Here is a 16,460-nt window from a genome sequence, read left to right on the forward strand (position 1 = left end):
GACGACCGCCGCTTCGGCCCGGCCGACGGCCCTGTCGCGTGCGGCGCACGCTCAGGGCCGTCTCCTGGACGGCGGGTGCCGACGCCGAAGGCGACCGTCCCGGTTCAGGACAGCGGCTTGGTGAGCTTCTTGGTGCCGGACCGGTTGCCCATCAGGCTGCAGCTGACGGACTTGATGCCGAACTTGTAGCCCTTGAGGGACGGGTACTGGACGTAGGTGCCCTCGGCGGTGCCGGCGGGCTGCCGGGCCGCCTTGCGCTCCAGCTCGTTGCGGCACAGCGCGGACGCCTTGTCCTTGATCTCGGATTCGGTGGTCAGACCGGTGCCGAGGCGGTGGGTGGTGACGACCTCGGCGTCGTGCGGGCCGTCGCACGAGGCCGCGTCGTTGTTGCCGCGGCCGTCCTTCGGGAGGTCGTAGCAGTCGCCGACCTTCAGCAGATAGAAGGGGATCGTGCTGCTGGTGGGCGTGGGCGTGCTCCCGTAGTCCGCGGCGCCGGAGGACTCCGAGGGCGAGGGGGACGCGCTGTCGGAGGGCGTGGCGCTCGGACTCGAACTGGACGCCGGCCGGGCGCGGTTGTTGTCGTCGTCATCGTCGTTGGCGATCACGACGAAGGTGATGACGGCGGCCAGCGCGACCGCACCGGCCCCGATGATCGCCGCGATGACCTTGCCGTTACCGCCGCCTCCGGGCGGGCCGGGCGGCTGCTGCTGCCAGCCGCCGGGCCCGGACGGGCCGCCCGCCCCCGGAGGGCCGTAGCCGCCGGCCGGCGGGCCGAAGCCGCCGGGGGCCTGGTTGCCGCCCGGGGGCGGGGGGTAGCCGCCAGGACCGTATCCGCCCTGGGCCTGACCGCCGGGGCCGTAGCCGCCGGCCGGCGGGCCGAATCCGCCCGGGGTGTCGTGGGGCGGCTGGTTCGGCGGTTGCGGCTGGTTCGACGGCGGAGGCGGAGGAAAACTCATAGCGGAAATGATCGCTTCTTTACGGGGTTTTGAGGGACTCGGTGACCAACCTGGAACATTCCGCGTCTGAAATGTCCGCCCCTTGGGCACCGTGGCGACAGGCAGCAAGCCACCCTACGGCCCGGAGGTTTCTCGTGTTCACCGACCTGCCCCTGGACGAGCTGCGCAGCTACCGCCCACCGCTTCCCGAACCGGCCGGCTTCGACGCGTTCTGGCAGCGGACCCTGGACGAGGCCCGTACCCATGACCTCGACGCGCGCTTCACCGAGATCGACCCCGGACTGCCCCTCCTGCGCTGCTACGACGTCGCGTTCTCCGGCTTCGGCGGACACCGCATCCGCGGCTGGTTCCTGGCGCCGCGCGCCGGTGCCGGGCCGCTGCCGTGCGTCGTGCAGTACCTCGGCTACGGGGGCGGCCGACTGCTGCCGCACAACTGGCTGCTGTGGCCGTCCGCGGGGTACGCCACGCTGGTGATGGACACCCGGGGCCAGAGCGGCCCCGACTACCCCGGCGACACCCCCGACCCGGCCGGCTACGGCAACCCGGGGGTGCCCGGCAAAATGACCCAGGGCCTGCTCGACCCGGACGACTACTACTACCGGCGGCTGATCACCGACGCCGTCCGGGCCGTGGAGGCGGCCCGCGGCCACGACGAAGTGGACGCCGACCGGATCGTGGTCGCCGGCCGCAGCCAGGGCGGCGCCCTCGCCCTGGCGATGACCGGACTGGTGCCGGGTCTGGCCGGCGCGCTGATCGACGCGCCGTTCCTGACGCACATCCGGCGCGCGATCGACATCACGGACGAGGGCCCGTACGGCGAACTCACCCGCTACTTCGCCGGCGCCCGCGGCCATGTCGACACCGCCCTGCACACCCTGGACCACTTCGACGGCCTGAACTTCGCGACCCGGGCCACCACCCCCGCGCTCTTCGGCACGGCACTGCGCGACGCGGTGGCCCCGCCGTCCACCGGCTTCGCCGCGTACCACCACTACGCGGGCGCGAAGGAACTGAAGGTGTGGCGGTTCAACGCCCATGAGGGCGGCGGCGGAGAACAGCGGGCCGCGGAGATCGCCTACGCGCGCAAACTGCTCGGCTGACGGGCGCCGCGGCCGCCGCCTCAGGCCGTGCCCAGCAGGTGCTCCAGCGCCAGCTGGTCCAGCTGCTCGAAGGCCATCCCCCGGGCCGCGGCCGCCGCGGGATCGAAGGTCTCGTAGGCGGTCGCGTCGGCGAGCAGCCCGGCCAGGCCGTCCTCGGCCGTGGGGCGGGCCAGCTGGTCGAGGCGGGCGGCGCGCAGCGCCTCCTGGACGGCCGGGGCGGCGCGGAAGGCCGCCGCGCGCTCCTTGAGGATCAGGTAGTTGCGCATGCAGCCGGCCGCCGAGGCCCAGACGCCGTCCAGGTCCTCGGTGCGCGGCGGCTTGAAGTCGAAGTGCCGCGGCCCGTCGTAGCCGGCCGTCTCCAGGAGGTCGACCAGCCAGAAGGCGGACCGCAGATCGCCCGCGCCGAAGCGGAGGTCCTGGTCGTACTTGATCCCGTTCTGGCCGTTGAGGTCGATGTGGAAGAGCTTGCCCGCCCACAGCGCCTGGGCGATGCCGTGCGGGAAGTTCAGCCCGGCCATCTGCTCGTGCCCGACCTCCGGGTTGACGCCGTAGAGCTCGGGACGTTCCAGCCGTTCGATGAAGGCCAGGGCGTGGCCGACGGTGGGCAGCAGGATGTCGCCGCGTGGTTCGTTGGGCTTGGGCTCGATGGCGAACCGCAGGTCGTAGCCCTGCTCGACGACGTACTGGCCGAGGAGGTCGAAGGCCTCCTGCATCCGGTCCAGGGCGGCTCGTACGTCCTTGGCGGCGCCGGACTCCGCGCCTTCGCGCCCGCCCCACGCGACGTAGGTACGGGCTCCCAGCTCGGCGGCGAGGTCGATGTTGCGCAGCGTCTTGCGCAGGGCGTAGCGGCGGACGCCGCGGTCGTTGGCGGTGAAGGCGCCGTCCTTGAAGACGGGGTGGGTGAAGAGGTTGGTGGTCGCCATCGGGACGACGAGTCCGGTGGCGTCCAGTGCCTGCCGGAAGCGCGTGACGACGGCCGCGCGCTCGATGTCGCCGGCGCCGGCGGGGATCAGGTCGTCGTCGTGGAAGGTGACGCCGTACGCGCCGAGAGCGGCGAGGCGGTGGACGGATTCGACGGGGTCCAGGGCTCGCCGGGTGGGGTCGCCGAACGGGTCGCGGCCCTGCCAGCCGACCGTCCACAGGCCGAAGGTGAACTTGTCCTCGGGCACGGGCTGGTGGCGCATCGCGACTCCCTCGGTCATTTCGTCAACACGCTTTACAAATTCCGCGGTCAAACTAATATGCGGCAGCACACCGGGGAACCCCCTGGACACAGACCAGGGGAATACGGGCCGCCAAGGGAGAGTGCACGATGGGCGCACAGGCAGCGGGACCGCTCGTCGTCGGGGTGGACAGCTCGACGCAGTCCACCAAGGCGCTGGTCGTGGACGCGGAGACCGGTGTGGTCGTCGCCCGGGGCCAGGCGCCGCACACGGTCAGCGGCGGCGAGGGCCGGCAGAGCGACCCACGGCAGTGGTGGCGGGCGCTGGGCGAGGCGCTGACGCAGTGCGGCGACGCGGCGCGGCAGGCCTCGGCGGTCTCCGTAGGCGGGCAGCAGCACGGGCTGGTGACGCTGGACGCGGCCGGTGAGCCGGTGCGCCCGGCGATCTTGTGGAACGACGTGCGCCCGGCGGCGCAGAGCGCGCGGCTGATCGCGGAGCGGGGCGGCGCGAAGGCCTGGGCGGACCGGGTCGGGAGCGTGCCGACGCCGGCGTTCACGGTGGCCAAGTGGGCCTGGCTGCAGGCCAACGAGCCCTCGGCGGCCGCCGGTACCGCCGCGGTGCGGCTGCCGCACGAATACCTCGTCGAGCGGCTGACCGGCCAGGCCGTCACCGACCGCGGCGATGCGTCGGGCACCGGCTGGTGGGCGTCGTCGACCGGGTCGTACGACGCGGACATCCTCGCGCACGTCGGGCTGGACCCGAAGGCGCTGCCGCGGGTGGCCCTCCCCGGGGAGGCCGCCGGGACCGTGCACGCCGACGACCTGCCGCTGCCGCACGGTGCGCTGGTGGCCGCCGGGACCGGCGACAACATGGCGGCGGCGCTCGGCCTGGGGCTGCGCCCGGGGCAGCCGGTGCTGAGCCTGGGCACCTCGGGGACGGTCTATGCGGTCTCGGCCCACCGGCCCACCGATCCGACCGGCGTCGTGGCGGGCTTCGCCGATGCCCGCGGCGACTGGCTGCCGTTGGCCTGCACCCTGAACTGCACGCTCGCCGTGGACCGGGTGGCGGCGCTGCTGGGCCGCGACCGGGAGGCCGTGGAGGCGGGTGGCGAGGTGGTGATGCTGCCGTTCCTCGACGGTGAGCGGACCCCGAATCTGCCCGGCGCGTCGGGCCTGGTGCACGGGCTGCGGCACGAGACCACGGCCGGCCAGCTGCTGCAGGCCGCCTACGACGGCGCGGTGTTCGCGCTGCTGGAGGCGCTGGACCGGGTGCTCGACGGGGACATCGCGGCGGACGTACCGCTGCTGCTGATCGGCGGCGGGGCGAAGGGCCGGGCCTGGCGGGAGACCGTGCGGCGGCTGTCCGGGCGCCCGGTGGTGGTGCCCGAGGCGCAGGAGCTGGTCGCGCTCGGTGCCGCGGCGCAGGCGGCGGGGCTGCTGCTGGGCGAGGATCCGGCGGCGGTGGCGCGCCGCTGGGGTACGGCCCGCGGCGCGGAGTACGAGGCGCAGGAGCGCGACGCGGCCGCCTGGGAGCGGATCCGGGCGACGCTGACGCACGGCGAGGCGCTGCTGCGGGGGTAGTCGTTCGGCCGGGCTGGTGAAATCAGCCGGGTTCGGGCGTTTTGCCGCCCCCTCACCCCACCCACACACCCTCCCCCGCCCCCCTCCTGCCCTCCCCCCGTAGGGGGGAGGGCAGGAGACGGGGGGTGGGGGGCGGGGGCCGAACATCGAGGAGCTCGCCGTGCCCGCCACACCCCCACCCACCGCCGACACCCCCCACGCCATCCGCCGCCGCAATCTCGCCCGGGTGCTCCGGGCCGTGGCCGCGCAGGGGCCGCTGTCCCGGTCGGCGGTCGCGGCGCGGATCGGGCTCACCCGGGCGGGCGTGGCCCCGCTCGTGGAGGAGCTGCTGCGGTCCGGGCTGCTGGTGGAGACGGGGCGGGCGGCGCCCAGCGGGCGGGGGCGGCCCGGCAGTGAACTGGCGGTGAGCGCCCACGGTCCGGCCGGGCTCGGGGCCGAGATAGGCGTCGACCATCTGGCGGTGTGCGCGGTCGATCTGCGCGGCCGGGTGCGGGCGCGGGTGGCGGCCGACGCGGCGAACCGGCAGAGCGAGCCCGGCCCGGTGCTGCGGCGGCTGTCGGCGCTGCTGGCGGAGGTGACCGCGCGGATCGCGGCGGAGGGGTTGCGGCCGGCCGGGCTGGCGGTCGCGGTGCCCGGCCTGGTGGCCCGGGGCTCGACGACGGTGGTGCACGCGCCCAATCTCGGCTGGCGGGCGGCCGATCTGGCGCTGGGGCTGGCCTCGGCGGCGGCCCCGGGGCACGGTTTCGACGGCATCCCGCTGACCGTGGAGAACGAGGCCAACCTGGGTGCGCTGGCCGAGCTGCGGTGGGGTGGCGACGGCGCCGAACCGCCGGGAGCACCCGCGAACTTCGTGCATGTCTCGGCGGAGATCGGGATCGGTGGCGCGGTGGTGGTGGACGGTCAACTGCTACGGGGGGCACGGGGGTTCGCGGGTGAGCTGGGGCACGTCCCGGTGTATCCGGACGGTCGTCGCTGCGACTGCGGCGGGCGCGGCTGCCTGGAGCTGTACGCGGGCGAGCGGGCCGTACTGCGCGCGGGCGGGATCACGCCCGAGGGGGCGGCGGCCGCGCATCCGGGGCCTGGGGCTCGTACGGCGTTGCTGGCGCGCCGGGCCGCCGAGGGGGACGCGGCTGCCGTAGGGGCACTGCGCGAGGCGGGGACCGCGCTCGGGATCGCGCTTGCGGGGGCGGTGAACCTGCTCGATCCCCAGGCGGTGGTCCTGGGCGGTGCGCTGGCCGGGCTGGCGCCCTGGGTCCTGCCGTCCCTGGAGCGGGAGTTGGCGCTGCGGACGGCGGTCGCGGCGGATCCGTCGCGCAGTGGCGGGCCGAAGGTGACGGTGTCGCGGCTGGGCGCGGACGGCCCCCTGCTCGGCGCGGCGCACGCCGCCCTCCAGGCCGTGCTCGACGATCCCCTCAACTTCCGTGCCCCGGCACACTCTCCCCGGGACTGAATCGCCTAAACCTTTCCATGGAAAGAGATTTCCATGCCACTCCATCGAGCGATTGTGCCGATAAAAAGCGCCCGACTACGGTCGGTTCGGCGGGCTGCCGCGGAACTGTCGTGACGGAGGGTTTCGGGGCGGCCGCATCGCACCCTTCGAGGAGATAGGTCGCATTGTGACGATTGCCGACGAGTCGCTGCACGGCAGTGCGGAAAACGCCCCGAATTCCAGCCTCAGTACCACCGCCGCGCGGAATTTGGCGACCACCACCAAAACCCCGCCGCAGATGCAGGGCATCACATCCCGCTGGCTGCTGCGGCTGCTGCCCTGGGTGCAGGTGTCCGGCGGCACCTACCGTGTCAACCGCCGGTTGACCTACACCCTCGGCGACGGACGCATCGATTTCGCCATCAGCGGCTCCGATGTCTCGGTGATCCCCGACGAGCTGCGCGAGCTGCCCGCGCTGCGGCAATTCACCGATACCGAGGTCCTCGCGGCGCTCGGCGAGCGATTCACCCAGCACGCCTATGCGCCCGGCGAGCTGATCGCCGAGGCCGGCACGCCGGACGACCGGCTGGTGCTGATCGTGCACGGCCGGGTGGACCGCATCGGCAGCGGCAAATACGGCGAGGAGACCGCGCTCGAGGCGCTGGCCGGCGGCGACCACCTCGGTGACGGGCCGCTGACCGCCGCCGAGGGGACCTGGCAGTTCTCCTATCGCGCGGTGACCCGGGTGACCGTCCTGTCGCTGTCACGGCAGGCCGCGCAGGAGGTCGTCGACCGCTCTCCCGAGCTGCGCGACCATCTGGCCGCGGGCGTGGCCGACCCGGCGCACCCGACGAACGACAGCGGCGAGTCCGCGGTCTCGGTCGCCTCCGGACACCACGGCGAGCCCGCACTGCCCGGCACGTTCGTCGACTACGACCTGACGCCGCGGGAGTACGAACTCAGCGTCGCCCAGACGGTGCTGCGCGCCCACAGCCGGGTCGGTGACCTCTACAGCGATCCGATGAACCAGGTCGAGGAGCAGCTGAAGCTCACGATCCAGGCGCTGCGCGAGCGCCAGGAGAGCGAGCTGATCAACAATCCCGAGTTCGGGCTGCTGCACAACGCCGACCTCAAGCAACGTGTGCACGCCCGCAGCGGCCCGCCCACCCCGGACGACCTCGACGAGCTGCTCGCGACGGTCTGGAAGGACCCGGGTTTCCTGCTCGCCCACCCGCAGACGATCGCCGCGATCGGCCGGGAGTGCAGTGCTCGCGGGCTGTATCCGACCGCGGTGGACTTCATGGGGCATTCGCTGCCGTCCTGGCGCGGGGTACCGATCTTCCCCTGCAACAAGATTCCGGTGACGAAGGAGCGGACCAGTTCCATTCTGCTGCTGCGTACCGGCGAGGATAATCAGGGCGTGGTCGGTCTGCATCAGACCGGAATTCCCGATGAATACGAGCCGAGCCTTTCGGTGCGTTTCATGGGTCTCGACGACCGGGCAGTCATCAAGTACCTCGTCAGCGCCTACTATTCGGCGGCAATTCTCGTGCCCGACGCGCTGGGCGTTCTTGAGGACGTACAGATCGGCCACTGAGCAGACGCGCGGAAAGAGACCGCGCCGCCCTGGGCGGGCCCGCATCCCCGCCCCGGCGCCACGGCACCACGCCACGTACGCACCGCACCCCACAGAACAGGTGAGCCTTCTCCATGACCACATCGGTGGACCCGACGTCCGGCCCGCAGCCTTCCGGGATCGAGCAGAACCGTTCCAGCCTGGACACCTCGGCGGCCCGCAAGCTGGCGACCACGACCAAGACGCCGCCGCAGATGCAGGGGATCTCCTCCCGCTGGCTGCTGCGCGTCCTGCCCTGGACCCAGGTCTCCGGCGGTACGTACCGCGTCAACCGCCGGCTCACGCACACCCTCGGCGACGGCCGGATCGAGTTCGTCTCGACCGGCACCGAAGTCCGGGTGATCCCCGCGGAGTTGCGCGAACTGGCGCCGCTGCGCGGCTTCGACGACAGCGCGACGCTGGAGGCGCTGGCCGGCCGGTTCGTCCAGCGGGAGTTCGCCCCCGGTGACGTACTGGTCCGCAAGGGAGGGCCGACCGACCGGGTCATCCTGATCGCGCACGGCAAGCTCGACCGGACGGGCACCGGCAAGTACGGCGAGGACACGGCCCTGGGCACGATCGCCGACGGCGACGCCATCGGCGCGGCGGCCCTGGTGTCGCCGGACGCGGAGTGGGAGCACTCCGTGCAGGCGGTGACCCGGGTGACCGCACTGACCCTGTACCGCAGCGACTTCGAGGCGGTGCTGGCGGAGTCGGAGTCGCTGCGCGCCCATGTCGAGGAGTTCCGTGCGGCGCTGGTGCCGGCGCAGAACAAGCACGGCGAGGCGGCCATCGAGCTGGCCGCCGGCCATGTCGGCGAACCGCTCCTGCCCGGCACCTTCGCCGATTACGACACGGCGCCGCGCGAGTACGAACTCAGTGTCGCGCAGACCGTGTTGAAGGTGCACTCGCGCGTCGCGGACCTCTACAACGGCCCGATGAACCAGCTGGACCAGCAGCTGCGGCTGACCGTGGAGGCGCTGCGCGAGCGCCAGGAACACGAGATGGTCAACAACCGCGAGTTCGGGCTGCTGCACAACGCCGACCTCAAGCAGCGCATCCACACCCGCAGCGGTCCGCCCACCCCCGACGACCTCGACGAGCTGATCTCGCGGCGCCGTAAGACGCAGTTCCTGCTGGCGCATCCGCGCACCATCGCCGCGATCGGGCGGGAGTGGAACGCGCGGGGCATCTACCCCAGCACCGTCGAGTTCGAGGGCGCGGCGGTGCGTTCCTGGCGGGGTATTCCGCTGCTGCCCTGCAACAAGATCCCGATCAACCCGGACCAGACCAGCTCGATTCTGGCGCTGCGGGTCGGCGAGGAGAACCAGGGGGTGATCGGGCTGCACCAGACCGGCATTCCCGACGAGTACCAGCCCAGCCTGTCAGTGCGCTTCATGGGCATCAACGACCAGGCCGTCATCAATTACCTGGTCAGCGCCTACTATTCGGCGGCGGTGCTGGTGCCGGACGCGCTGGGGATCCTGGAGGACGTGGAGATCGGTCACTGACGGCGACGGCTGCCGTCCGGGGTGCCGCGCCGGTGAGTCGCCGCCAAGGCGGCGGGCGCGGCACCCGGGTGACGACCGATCAGGTCATATGCCCGGCTCCTGACCTCGCCGTTTCGCCTTTGGCCCAGCCATTGGCGACGCGGCCACGCCCTTGGCAGGGAATGCCCTCTTGCGCATGATGAACGTACAGATGTGCGTGACATGTACGCGACCTTCCCCCTCGGTCCTTGTCAGGAGTTCACATGGCGCACGATCCTTCCCGCCCGGCCCGCCGCGGCCTGATCACCGGTGCCGCCGCACTCGCCGCCTCGGCCGCGCTCGCTCCCCTCACCGCCGCCGCGGCCGCTCCCCGCGGGCGGGCACCGCACGGCGGCGGCTATCCCCCCGTCCAGTGGGTCCCGGCGAGCCCGTCCAACTTCACCGCCGCCCACCGCCCCACGCAGTATCCGATCGACATGGTCGTGGTGCATGTGACGCAGGAGACCTACGAGGACACCCTCAGGCTCTTCCAGGACCCCACGCACAAGGCGGCCGCCCACTATGTCGTACGGTCCGCGGACGGCCATCTCGCCCAGTGCGTCAAGGAACGCGACGTCGCCTGGCATGCCGGCAACTGGGGCTACAACACCCGCAGCATCGGCATCGAGCACGAGGGCTGGATCGACGACCCGACCTGGTTCACCGACGTGCTCTACGAGCGGTCCGCCCGGCTCACCGCCGCCGTCTGCGCCCGCTACCGGATCCCGCTGGACCGCGCGCACATCATCGGCCATGTGGAGGTGCCCGGCACCGACCACCACGACCCGGGCGAGTTCTGGGACTGGGCGCGCTACATGGAGCTGGTCGTAGAGGCCTCCTGGCGGCGCGCCGGGTGACGCCGCACTCGGCGCGGCCGATGCCCGTCCGGCGGGTGCGACGGGCGGGGTCAGGCCTGCGGCCGGGGCCGCGCCCAGCGACACGGCGGCCGTTGTGCGGGTGTACAGATCCATGACATCTCCAGGCGATAGTAATTTTTCGACGATCGGGCGCGATGAGCGACGCGAAGTGAACGTCTTCGGCACCTGGGACAGTTGGCGCGACGTCAGGGGGGCTCGTGAAGCAGCGATTCGGCCGGGTTCGAGCGGTGCTGACGGTGCTGGTGGTGTGGGGTGTGCTCGCGGGCGGCGGGCTGGCGGGCGGGCCCGCGGCCACCGCCGCCACCACCGTGCAGCGCTTCGACGCCGTGGCGGTGGCGCCCGGTGTGGCGTACGGCGAGTTCCTGGTGACGCTGCCGCGCGGGATCGCGCACGGGCATCTGCTGACGGTCGACCTGGCCGATCCGCACGTCGCGGTCGATCTGCTGTATCCGGGGGTGGTCGGCGCCCGGGCGCCGGTGTCCCAACTGGCCGCGGCGCGCGGCGCGGTGGCGGCCGTCAACGGCGACTTCTTCCACATCACCGAGACCCAGCATCCGGGCGTGGAGGCGACCGGCGCCCCGGTGGGCCCGGCGGTGGCGTCGGGGCGGCAGCTCAAGGGCGCGGTACCGGGCGGGCAGCGGTTCGGTCCGGTCATGCCGCCCGGCGCGACCACCGAGGACGTCATCGGTGTCGGCTACGACCGCCGGGCGCGGCTGGACCGGCTCACGCTGCGCGGCGCGGTGCTCACCCCCGGAGGGGTGCTGCCGCTGCGCGGGCTGAACCAGTACGCGCTGCCGGTGGACGGCATCGGCGCGTACACCGCGCAGTGGGGCCCGACGTCCCGGGTGCGGGCCACCTGCGGTACGGACACCGACCGGACCGCGCCGTGCACTGAGGAGACCGCAGAGGTGACGGTCCGGTACGGCAGGGTGTCGGCGCTGGAAGGCCGGCCGGGCGCCGGCGGGGTGGCGGCGGGGAGCGTGGTGCTGGTGGGCCGGGAGGAGGGGGCGCGGCAGCTGCGCACGCTGCATGTCGGCGAGCCGGTGACGGTCGGCTACCGCCTCGTCGGGCAGCAGCCGGTCCCGCTGCGGTTCGCGGTGGGCGGCTTCCCGATCGTGCGGGACGCCGAGCCGGTGGCGGGTCTGGACGCCGTGACGGTGGCGGTGCGTACGGCCGCGGGGATCGGGCCCGGTGGCCGGCTGCTGTATCTGATGGCGCTGGACGGGGCGCCGGGGCAGGGGCGGACCGGACTGACGGTGCGGGAGCTGGCCGAGCTGATGGACCAGCTGGGCGCCCGCGACGCGATGAACCTGGACGGCGGCGGCTCCTCGACGCTGGTGACCGGCGACGGCTTCGGCCGGGTCGTGGTGCGCAACCATCCGTCGGGCGGCGCGGAGCGGCCGGTGCCGAACGCCGTCGGGGTCTTCTCCTTCGGGTGAGCGGTGCGCGACCGGCCGGCCGGCGCCCGCCGGCGGTCGGGCCCGCCCGGCGATCCGGGCCGCCGCGGTGGGCCGTCATGGTCACGGGCGGACGCTGCTCACCATGTCCGCGGCCCCGGCGAGCCCCTGGTGGATGTCCGGGGCGAGGCTGCTGCTCGCCAGATAGAAGCCCAGCAGTGCGCACACCAGGGCGTGCGAGAACTTGAGTTTTCCGCTGCGCAGGAAGATCACCGTGAGGATCACCAGCAGCAGCACGACCGAGATGGAAACAGCCACGGGACGCACACCTCCTCGACCGCCGCCCGAACGGGCGGCAGGGGTGGCCAGTTTGGCGTATTCAGAGGTATGTCCGGTTCGAGGCCCGATGCTCCATTGGGGTGATCACCGTGGGTCACGGCGGGAGGCGGCGCCCTGCGATGTGATGTGGATCACGTCACTCCCCGCAACGGAGTATGCGGATCGGCCGTCTTAGCGGCCGACATCCCCGCCCCACCCGCACCGCAGACGGAAAGCCCGCATGAGCCAGACCCCCTCCCCCCGCCGCCGGCCGCCCTGGCCGCTGTGTGTCGCACTCCTGCTGATCCCGGTGATCGGCGTCGGTGTGTTCACCTGGTGCGGGGGCACAGCGGCGTCGGCGTCCAAGGGCGACCCGGTGAAGGTGGCGCTGGGCGCGGCGAGCGGCACCAGAACGGTGCAGGCCGGCGACACCCTGCAGGTGACCGCCGAGGGCGGGGTGCTGACCGAGGTGACGCTCACCGATCCCAGGGGCCGGCGGCTGCCCGGCGGGCTCGGCGACGGCGGGTCCGTCTGGACGTCGAGCGAGAAGGCCGCGCCGGAGACCAAGTACTCCCTCGTCGCCAGGACGAGGAACGCGCAGGGCGGCGTCGGCACGACCAAGGAGTCGCTCACCACGGCGAAGGCCGCCAGGCTCAACAAGCTCGTGGTCGATCCCGGCCGGCAGGGCTCCGTGGTCGGCGCCGGCCGGCCGATCACGGTCACCTTCGACTTCCCGGTGACCGACCGGGAAGCGGTGCTGCGGGGCCTGAGCGTCACCTCCGACGACCGCGCTTCGGGCTCCTGGGACTGGGGCAACGACGACAGCGGCAAGGACCAGGTGGCCTGGCGGCCCGCGCGGCCCTCGAAACCGGGGACCCGGATCACGCTGCGGGCGGAGCTGAGCGGTGTGGACTCCGGCGGCGGACGCTACTTCGCGACGGACTATGACCTGAACTTCACCATCGGCCGGACTTGCGCCGACTCGGCCGCGGCGCGGGTTTGTGGCAAGGTCCACGTGGGTGACCCCGTCGTGGTCACCGCATCCTCCGTGCGAGGGAAAGACGAGAGGACCATCGGGATCGGAGACTGGAATGCCGGTGTTCCCGCCGGCGGCGAAACGAGCGCCCTCGCGTCGAGCAGTAGACCCCTTTCAGAGCCTAGTGTGACGGAATGAGCACCGTGCAGGACCAGGATCAACTCACGGGGTGGCGGCGCTTTCGGCGCCGCGTCCCCAATGGCTTCGCCATCATCTTCAGCGTGCTGGGGCTCTTCTGTGCCCTGACGGCGCTGATCGGGCCCCTGCGGCGCGCGCTCCACCCGGTGATCTACTGGCTGGACACGCTCACGATCCCAGTGGCGCCCAACTTCGCCTACGCGGTGTTCCTCTTCCTGTTGGGCGCGGCGATGACCGCGCGCAAACGCGTGGCGCTGTGGTTCGTCGTGGCCTACATGGTGCTGGTCGTTCTGGCCGACGCGCTGTTCCTGGCCGCCGGGTACGCGGAGTTCGCCTTCTCGCTGGTGCTGTGCACCGGTGCGCTGGTGCTGCTGCTCGTCGCGCACCGCGAGTTCTACGCGATCACCCGGCGGGGCGCGTTCCTGCGCGCCATCGGCGTACTGGCCGCCGGGCTGGCGGTCGCTGTGCTGATCGGCTGGGGGCTGGTGACGCTGGCTCCGGGCACGCTGGAGGCCGGCGGCGGCAACCGCCTGCTGTGGGTCGCCAACCGCGTCTGCGGCGGGCTGGTCGGCGGCCATCTGGTCGAGGGCCATCCGCCGCACTGGATCAGCACCGTCCTCGAACTGCTCGGTGCGCTGGCGCTGCTGAACGCGGCGGCCACGCTCTTCCGTTCGCAGCGGATGGAGGCCGCGCTGCACGGCGACGAGGAGGCCCGCATCCGGGCGCTGCTGGACCGCTACGGCAGCCAGGACTCGCTGGGCTACTTCGCCACCCGCCGCGACAAGGCCGTGGTCTTCTCCCCCAGCGGCAAGGCCGCCGTCACCTACCGCGTCGAGGCCGGGGTCTGCCTGGCCAGCGGTGACCCGGTCGGTGACCGCGAGGCCTGGACCCAGGCGATCGAGGCGTGGCTGGAGGTCGCCGGGCGCTACGGCTGGCAGCCGGCCGTCATGGGCGCCAGCGAGAGCGGCGCCAAGGCGTTCGCGCGCTGCGGGCTCGGTGCGCTGCAGCTGGGCGACGAGGCCATCCTCCACGTGAAGGACTTCGACCTGGACGGCCGCGAGATGCGGGTCACCCGCCAGGCCGTCAACCGCGTCGAGCGGGCCGGCGCGACCTTCCGGGTACGGCGCCACTCCGCGCTGACCGACGAGGAGATGCAGGAGGTCATCCACCGGGCGGACGCCTGGCGCGACACCGAGACCGAACGCGGCTTCTCGATGGCGCTGGACCGGCTGGGCGACCCCGAGGACGGGGACTGCCTGCTGGCCGAGGCGTTCGACGGCGACGGCAACATGATCGCCCTGCTGTCCTTCGTGCCGTGGGGCCCGGACGGCATCTCGCTGGACGTGATGCGCCGTGACCGCACCGCGCCCAACGGCGTGATGGAGTTCATGGTCGCCCAGCTGTGCGCCCAGGCCGGGGCGATGGGCGTGCGCCGGATCTCGCTGAACTTCGCGGTGTTCCGCTCCGCCTTCGAGGAGGGCGCGCGGATCGGCGCCGGACCGGTGCTGAAGTTCTGGCGCCGGCTGCTGCTGTTCTTCTCCAAGTGGTGGCAGCTGGAGGCGCTCTACCGCTCCAACGCCAAGTACAACCCCGAGTGGTACCCGCGGTTCCTGTGCTACGCGGACGCCGGCGCGCTGGCCCGGATCGGTCTGGCCTCCGGTATCGCCGAGGGCTTCGTGGCCGTACCGAGCCTGGGCAAGCTGTGGGGCAAGGGCCACAAGAAGCGGGTGCTGGCCCCGGCGAGCACGGCCGGTCTGCCGTCGCTGGACGAGCTGGGCCTGGTGCGGACGGCACCGGCCACCGAGGAGGAGCAGCGCGCGCAGGAGCTGGCCGCGCTGCCCGAGCAGGTGCGGGTGCGCCACCGCAAGCTGGAGCGGCTGCGGGAGAACGGCACCGACCCCTATCCGGTGGGCGTGGAGCGTACGCACACCCTGGGCCAGGTCCGCGACGAGTACCCCGACCTCGCGGCGGGGACGCGCACCGGCAAGTCGGTCAGCATCGCCGGACGGGTGCTGCTCACCCGTGACCACGGCGGCGTGCTCTTCGCGGTGCTGCGGGACTGGTCGGGCGATCTGCAGATCGCGCTGACCCGGGACGGCAGCGGCAAGGAGCTGCTGGACCGCTTCGGCTCGGACATCGACCTCGGCGACCATGTCGAGGCCGAGGGCGAGGTCGGCAGCAGCGACCGCGGTGAGCTGACCGTGTTCGTGACCCAGTGGCGGCTGACGGCCAAGTGCCTGCGTCCGCTGCCGGACAAGCGGCGCGGGCTGTCCGACCCCGAGGCCAAGGTCCGCCAGCGCTATGTGGACCTGGTCGTCTCGACGGACGCGCGGGAGAACGTACGGGCCCGCAGCACGGCCGTGCAGGCACTGCGCCAGGGCCTGATCGACCGCGGCTACCTCGAGGTCGAGACGCCGATGCTGCAGCAGATCCACGGCGGCGCCAACGCCCGCCCGTTCCACACCCACATCAACGCCTACGACCTCGACCTGTATCTGCGCATCGCGCCGGAGCTGTACCTCAAGCGGCTGTGTGTGGGCGGTATGGAGAAGGTCTTCGAGATGGGGCGGACCTTCCGCAACGAGGGCATCTCCTACAAGCACAACCCCGAGTTCACGATGCTGGAGGCCTACCAGGCCTTCGCCGACTACGACGTGATGCTCGACCTGACCCGGGAGCTGATCCAGGGTGCCGCGATCGCCGCGTTCGGCAGCGCCACGGCCCGTAAGGCGGATGCGAGCGGCCGACTGGTCGAGCACGACATCTCGGGGATCTGGCCGGTCAAGACCGTCTACGGCGCGATCTCCGAGGCGCTCGGCGAGGAGGTCGACGCGGACACCGAGGCGGACCGGCTGCGCCGGCTGTGCGCTGCCGCCTCGGTACCGGTGAAGCCGGAGATGGGCCGCGGGGACATCGTGCTGGAGATGTACGAGCGGCTGGTGGAGGAGAAGACCCAGCTCCCTACGTTCTACAAGGACTTCCCCACCGACGTCTCGCCGCTGACCCGGCAGCACCGCAAGGATCCGCGGCTCGCCGAGCGCTGGGACCTGGTCGCGTTCGGCACCGAACTGGGCACCGCCTACTCGGAGCTGACCGACCCGGTCGAGCAGCGCCGGCGGCTCACCGCGCAGTCGCTGCTGGCGGCCGGCGGGGACCCCGAGGCGATGGAGCTGGACGAGGACTTCCTGCAGGCCCTTGAGTACGCGATGCCGCCGACCGGTGGTCTGGGCATCGGCGTGGACCGGCTGGTGATGTTCCTGACCGGTCTGTCGATCCGCGAGACGCTGCCGTTCCCGCTGGTGCGGCGGCGCTGAGACGGTC

General features: G+C 72.5%; 12 protein-coding genes. 9 read left to right on the forward strand and 3 right to left on the reverse strand.

Features of this window, described 5'->3' with window-relative positions; all coding sequences use genetic code 11:
* Positions 1-104 precede the first annotated feature (104 nt).
* A complete protein-coding gene (locus ACFWZH_RS14115; RefSeq protein WP_384429295.1) occupies positions 105-956 on the reverse strand; it encodes a hypothetical protein in 852 nt (283 codons plus the stop codon).
* Between the two features lie 134 nt (positions 957-1,090).
* On the opposite strand from ACFWZH_RS14115, the gene ACFWZH_RS14120 reads away from it, so the two are divergent.
* Entirely contained in the window at positions 1,091-2,056 is a 966-nt protein-coding gene (locus ACFWZH_RS14120; protein ID WP_384429298.1) for an acetylxylan esterase, read from the forward strand.
* A gap of 20 nt (positions 2,057-2,076) precedes the next feature.
* Here ACFWZH_RS14120 and xylA read toward each other — a convergent pair whose 3' ends face one another.
* Positions 2,077-3,240 carry a xylose isomerase gene (gene xylA, locus ACFWZH_RS14125; protein ID WP_384429300.1) on the reverse strand — a complete coding sequence of 388 codons (1,164 nt, stop codon included), beginning with the start codon at positions 3,238-3,240 and terminating at the stop codon, positions 2,077-2,079.
* Positions 3,241-3,368: 128 nt separating this feature from the next.
* Between xylA and xylB the strand changes: the two genes are divergently transcribed.
* From xylB to ACFWZH_RS14155, 6 genes are all read left to right on the forward strand, one after another.
* Positions 3,369-4,799 carry a xylulokinase gene (gene xylB, locus ACFWZH_RS14130; RefSeq protein WP_384429303.1) on the forward strand — a complete coding sequence of 477 codons (1,431 nt, stop codon included), beginning with the start codon at positions 3,369-3,371 and terminating at the stop codon, positions 4,797-4,799.
* A gap of 160 nt (positions 4,800-4,959) precedes the next feature.
* The gene (locus tag ACFWZH_RS14135) at positions 4,960-6,249 is read left to right on the forward strand and encodes an ROK family protein (protein ID WP_384429306.1); all 1,290 of its coding nucleotides are present in this window, start codon (positions 4,960-4,962) and stop codon (positions 6,247-6,249) included.
* 163 nt (positions 6,250-6,412) lie between these two features.
* On the forward strand, positions 6,413-7,825 hold the full coding sequence (locus ACFWZH_RS14140) for a family 2B encapsulin nanocompartment shell protein (RefSeq protein ID WP_384429683.1): 1,413 nt from the start codon (positions 6,413-6,415) through the stop codon (positions 7,823-7,825).
* Between the two features lie 113 nt (positions 7,826-7,938).
* Complete coding sequence (locus tag ACFWZH_RS14145) at positions 7,939-9,354, forward strand: family 2B encapsulin nanocompartment shell protein (protein ID WP_384429308.1); 1,416 nt, start codon at positions 7,939-7,941, stop codon at positions 9,352-9,354.
* Between the two features lie 242 nt (positions 9,355-9,596).
* Positions 9,597-10,229: an N-acetylmuramoyl-L-alanine amidase gene (locus ACFWZH_RS14150; protein WP_384429311.1), complete on the forward strand. Its 633-nt coding sequence runs from the start codon at positions 9,597-9,599 to the stop codon at positions 10,227-10,229.
* A gap of 218 nt (positions 10,230-10,447) precedes the next feature.
* A complete protein-coding gene (locus ACFWZH_RS14155; protein ID WP_384429314.1) occupies positions 10,448-11,689 on the forward strand; it encodes a phosphodiester glycosidase family protein in 1,242 nt (413 codons plus the stop codon).
* A gap of 81 nt (positions 11,690-11,770) precedes the next feature.
* Here the strand turns inward: ACFWZH_RS14155 and ACFWZH_RS14160 are convergent, their stop codons facing one another.
* Positions 11,771-11,965 carry a hypothetical protein gene (locus tag ACFWZH_RS14160; RefSeq protein ID WP_362924940.1) on the reverse strand — a complete coding sequence of 65 codons (195 nt, stop codon included), beginning with the start codon at positions 11,963-11,965 and terminating at the stop codon, positions 11,771-11,773.
* 241 nt (positions 11,966-12,206) lie between these two features.
* Here ACFWZH_RS14160 and ACFWZH_RS14165 point away from each other — a divergent pair, with 241 nt between their 5' ends.
* Together ACFWZH_RS14165 and lysX are read left to right on the forward strand one after the other, a co-directional pair.
* Positions 12,207-13,139, forward strand: a complete 933-nt coding sequence (locus ACFWZH_RS14165; RefSeq protein ID WP_384429317.1) for an Ig-like domain-containing protein — start codon at positions 12,207-12,209, stop codon at positions 13,137-13,139.
* The gene (gene lysX / locus ACFWZH_RS14170) at positions 13,136-16,453 is read left to right on the forward strand and encodes a bifunctional lysylphosphatidylglycerol synthetase/lysine--tRNA ligase LysX (RefSeq protein WP_384429320.1); all 3,318 of its coding nucleotides are present in this window, start codon (positions 13,136-13,138) and stop codon (positions 16,451-16,453) included. The genes ACFWZH_RS14165 and lysX overlap by 4 nt, the downstream gene beginning before the upstream one ends.
* The last annotated feature ends 7 nt before the right edge of the window (positions 16,454-16,460 follow it).

It is taken from the genome of Streptomyces sp. NPDC059008 (assembly GCF_042749045.1).
GTDB lineage: Bacteria > Actinomycetota > Actinomycetes > Streptomycetales > Streptomycetaceae > Streptomyces.

What these genes read in the sequence shown, in the direction of transcription:
- xylA (WP_384429300.1), bottom strand. Translation starts at nt 3,240, where the DNA reads ATGCGCCACCAGCCCGTGCCCGAGGACAAGTTCACCTTCGGCCTGTGG.
- xylB (WP_384429303.1), top strand. Translation starts at nt 3,369, where the DNA reads ATGGGCGCACAGGCAGCGGGACCGCTCGTCGTCGGGGTGGACAGCTCG.
- ACFWZH_RS14150 (WP_384429311.1), top strand. Translation starts at nt 9,597, where the DNA reads ATGGCGCACGATCCTTCCCGCCCGGCCCGCCGCGGCCTGATCACCGGT.
- ACFWZH_RS14165 (WP_384429317.1), top strand. Translation starts at nt 12,207, where the DNA reads ATGAGCCAGACCCCCTCCCCCCGCCGCCGGCCGCCCTGGCCGCTGTGT.
- ACFWZH_RS14145 (WP_384429308.1), top strand. Translation starts at nt 7,939, where the DNA reads ATGACCACATCGGTGGACCCGACGTCCGGCCCGCAGCCTTCCGGGATC.
- lysX (WP_384429320.1), top strand. Translation starts at nt 13,136, where the DNA reads ATGAGCACCGTGCAGGACCAGGATCAACTCACGGGGTGGCGGCGCTTT.
- ACFWZH_RS14115 (WP_384429295.1), bottom strand. Translation starts at nt 956, where the DNA reads ATGAGTTTTCCTCCGCCTCCGCCGTCGAACCAGCCGCAACCGCCGAAC.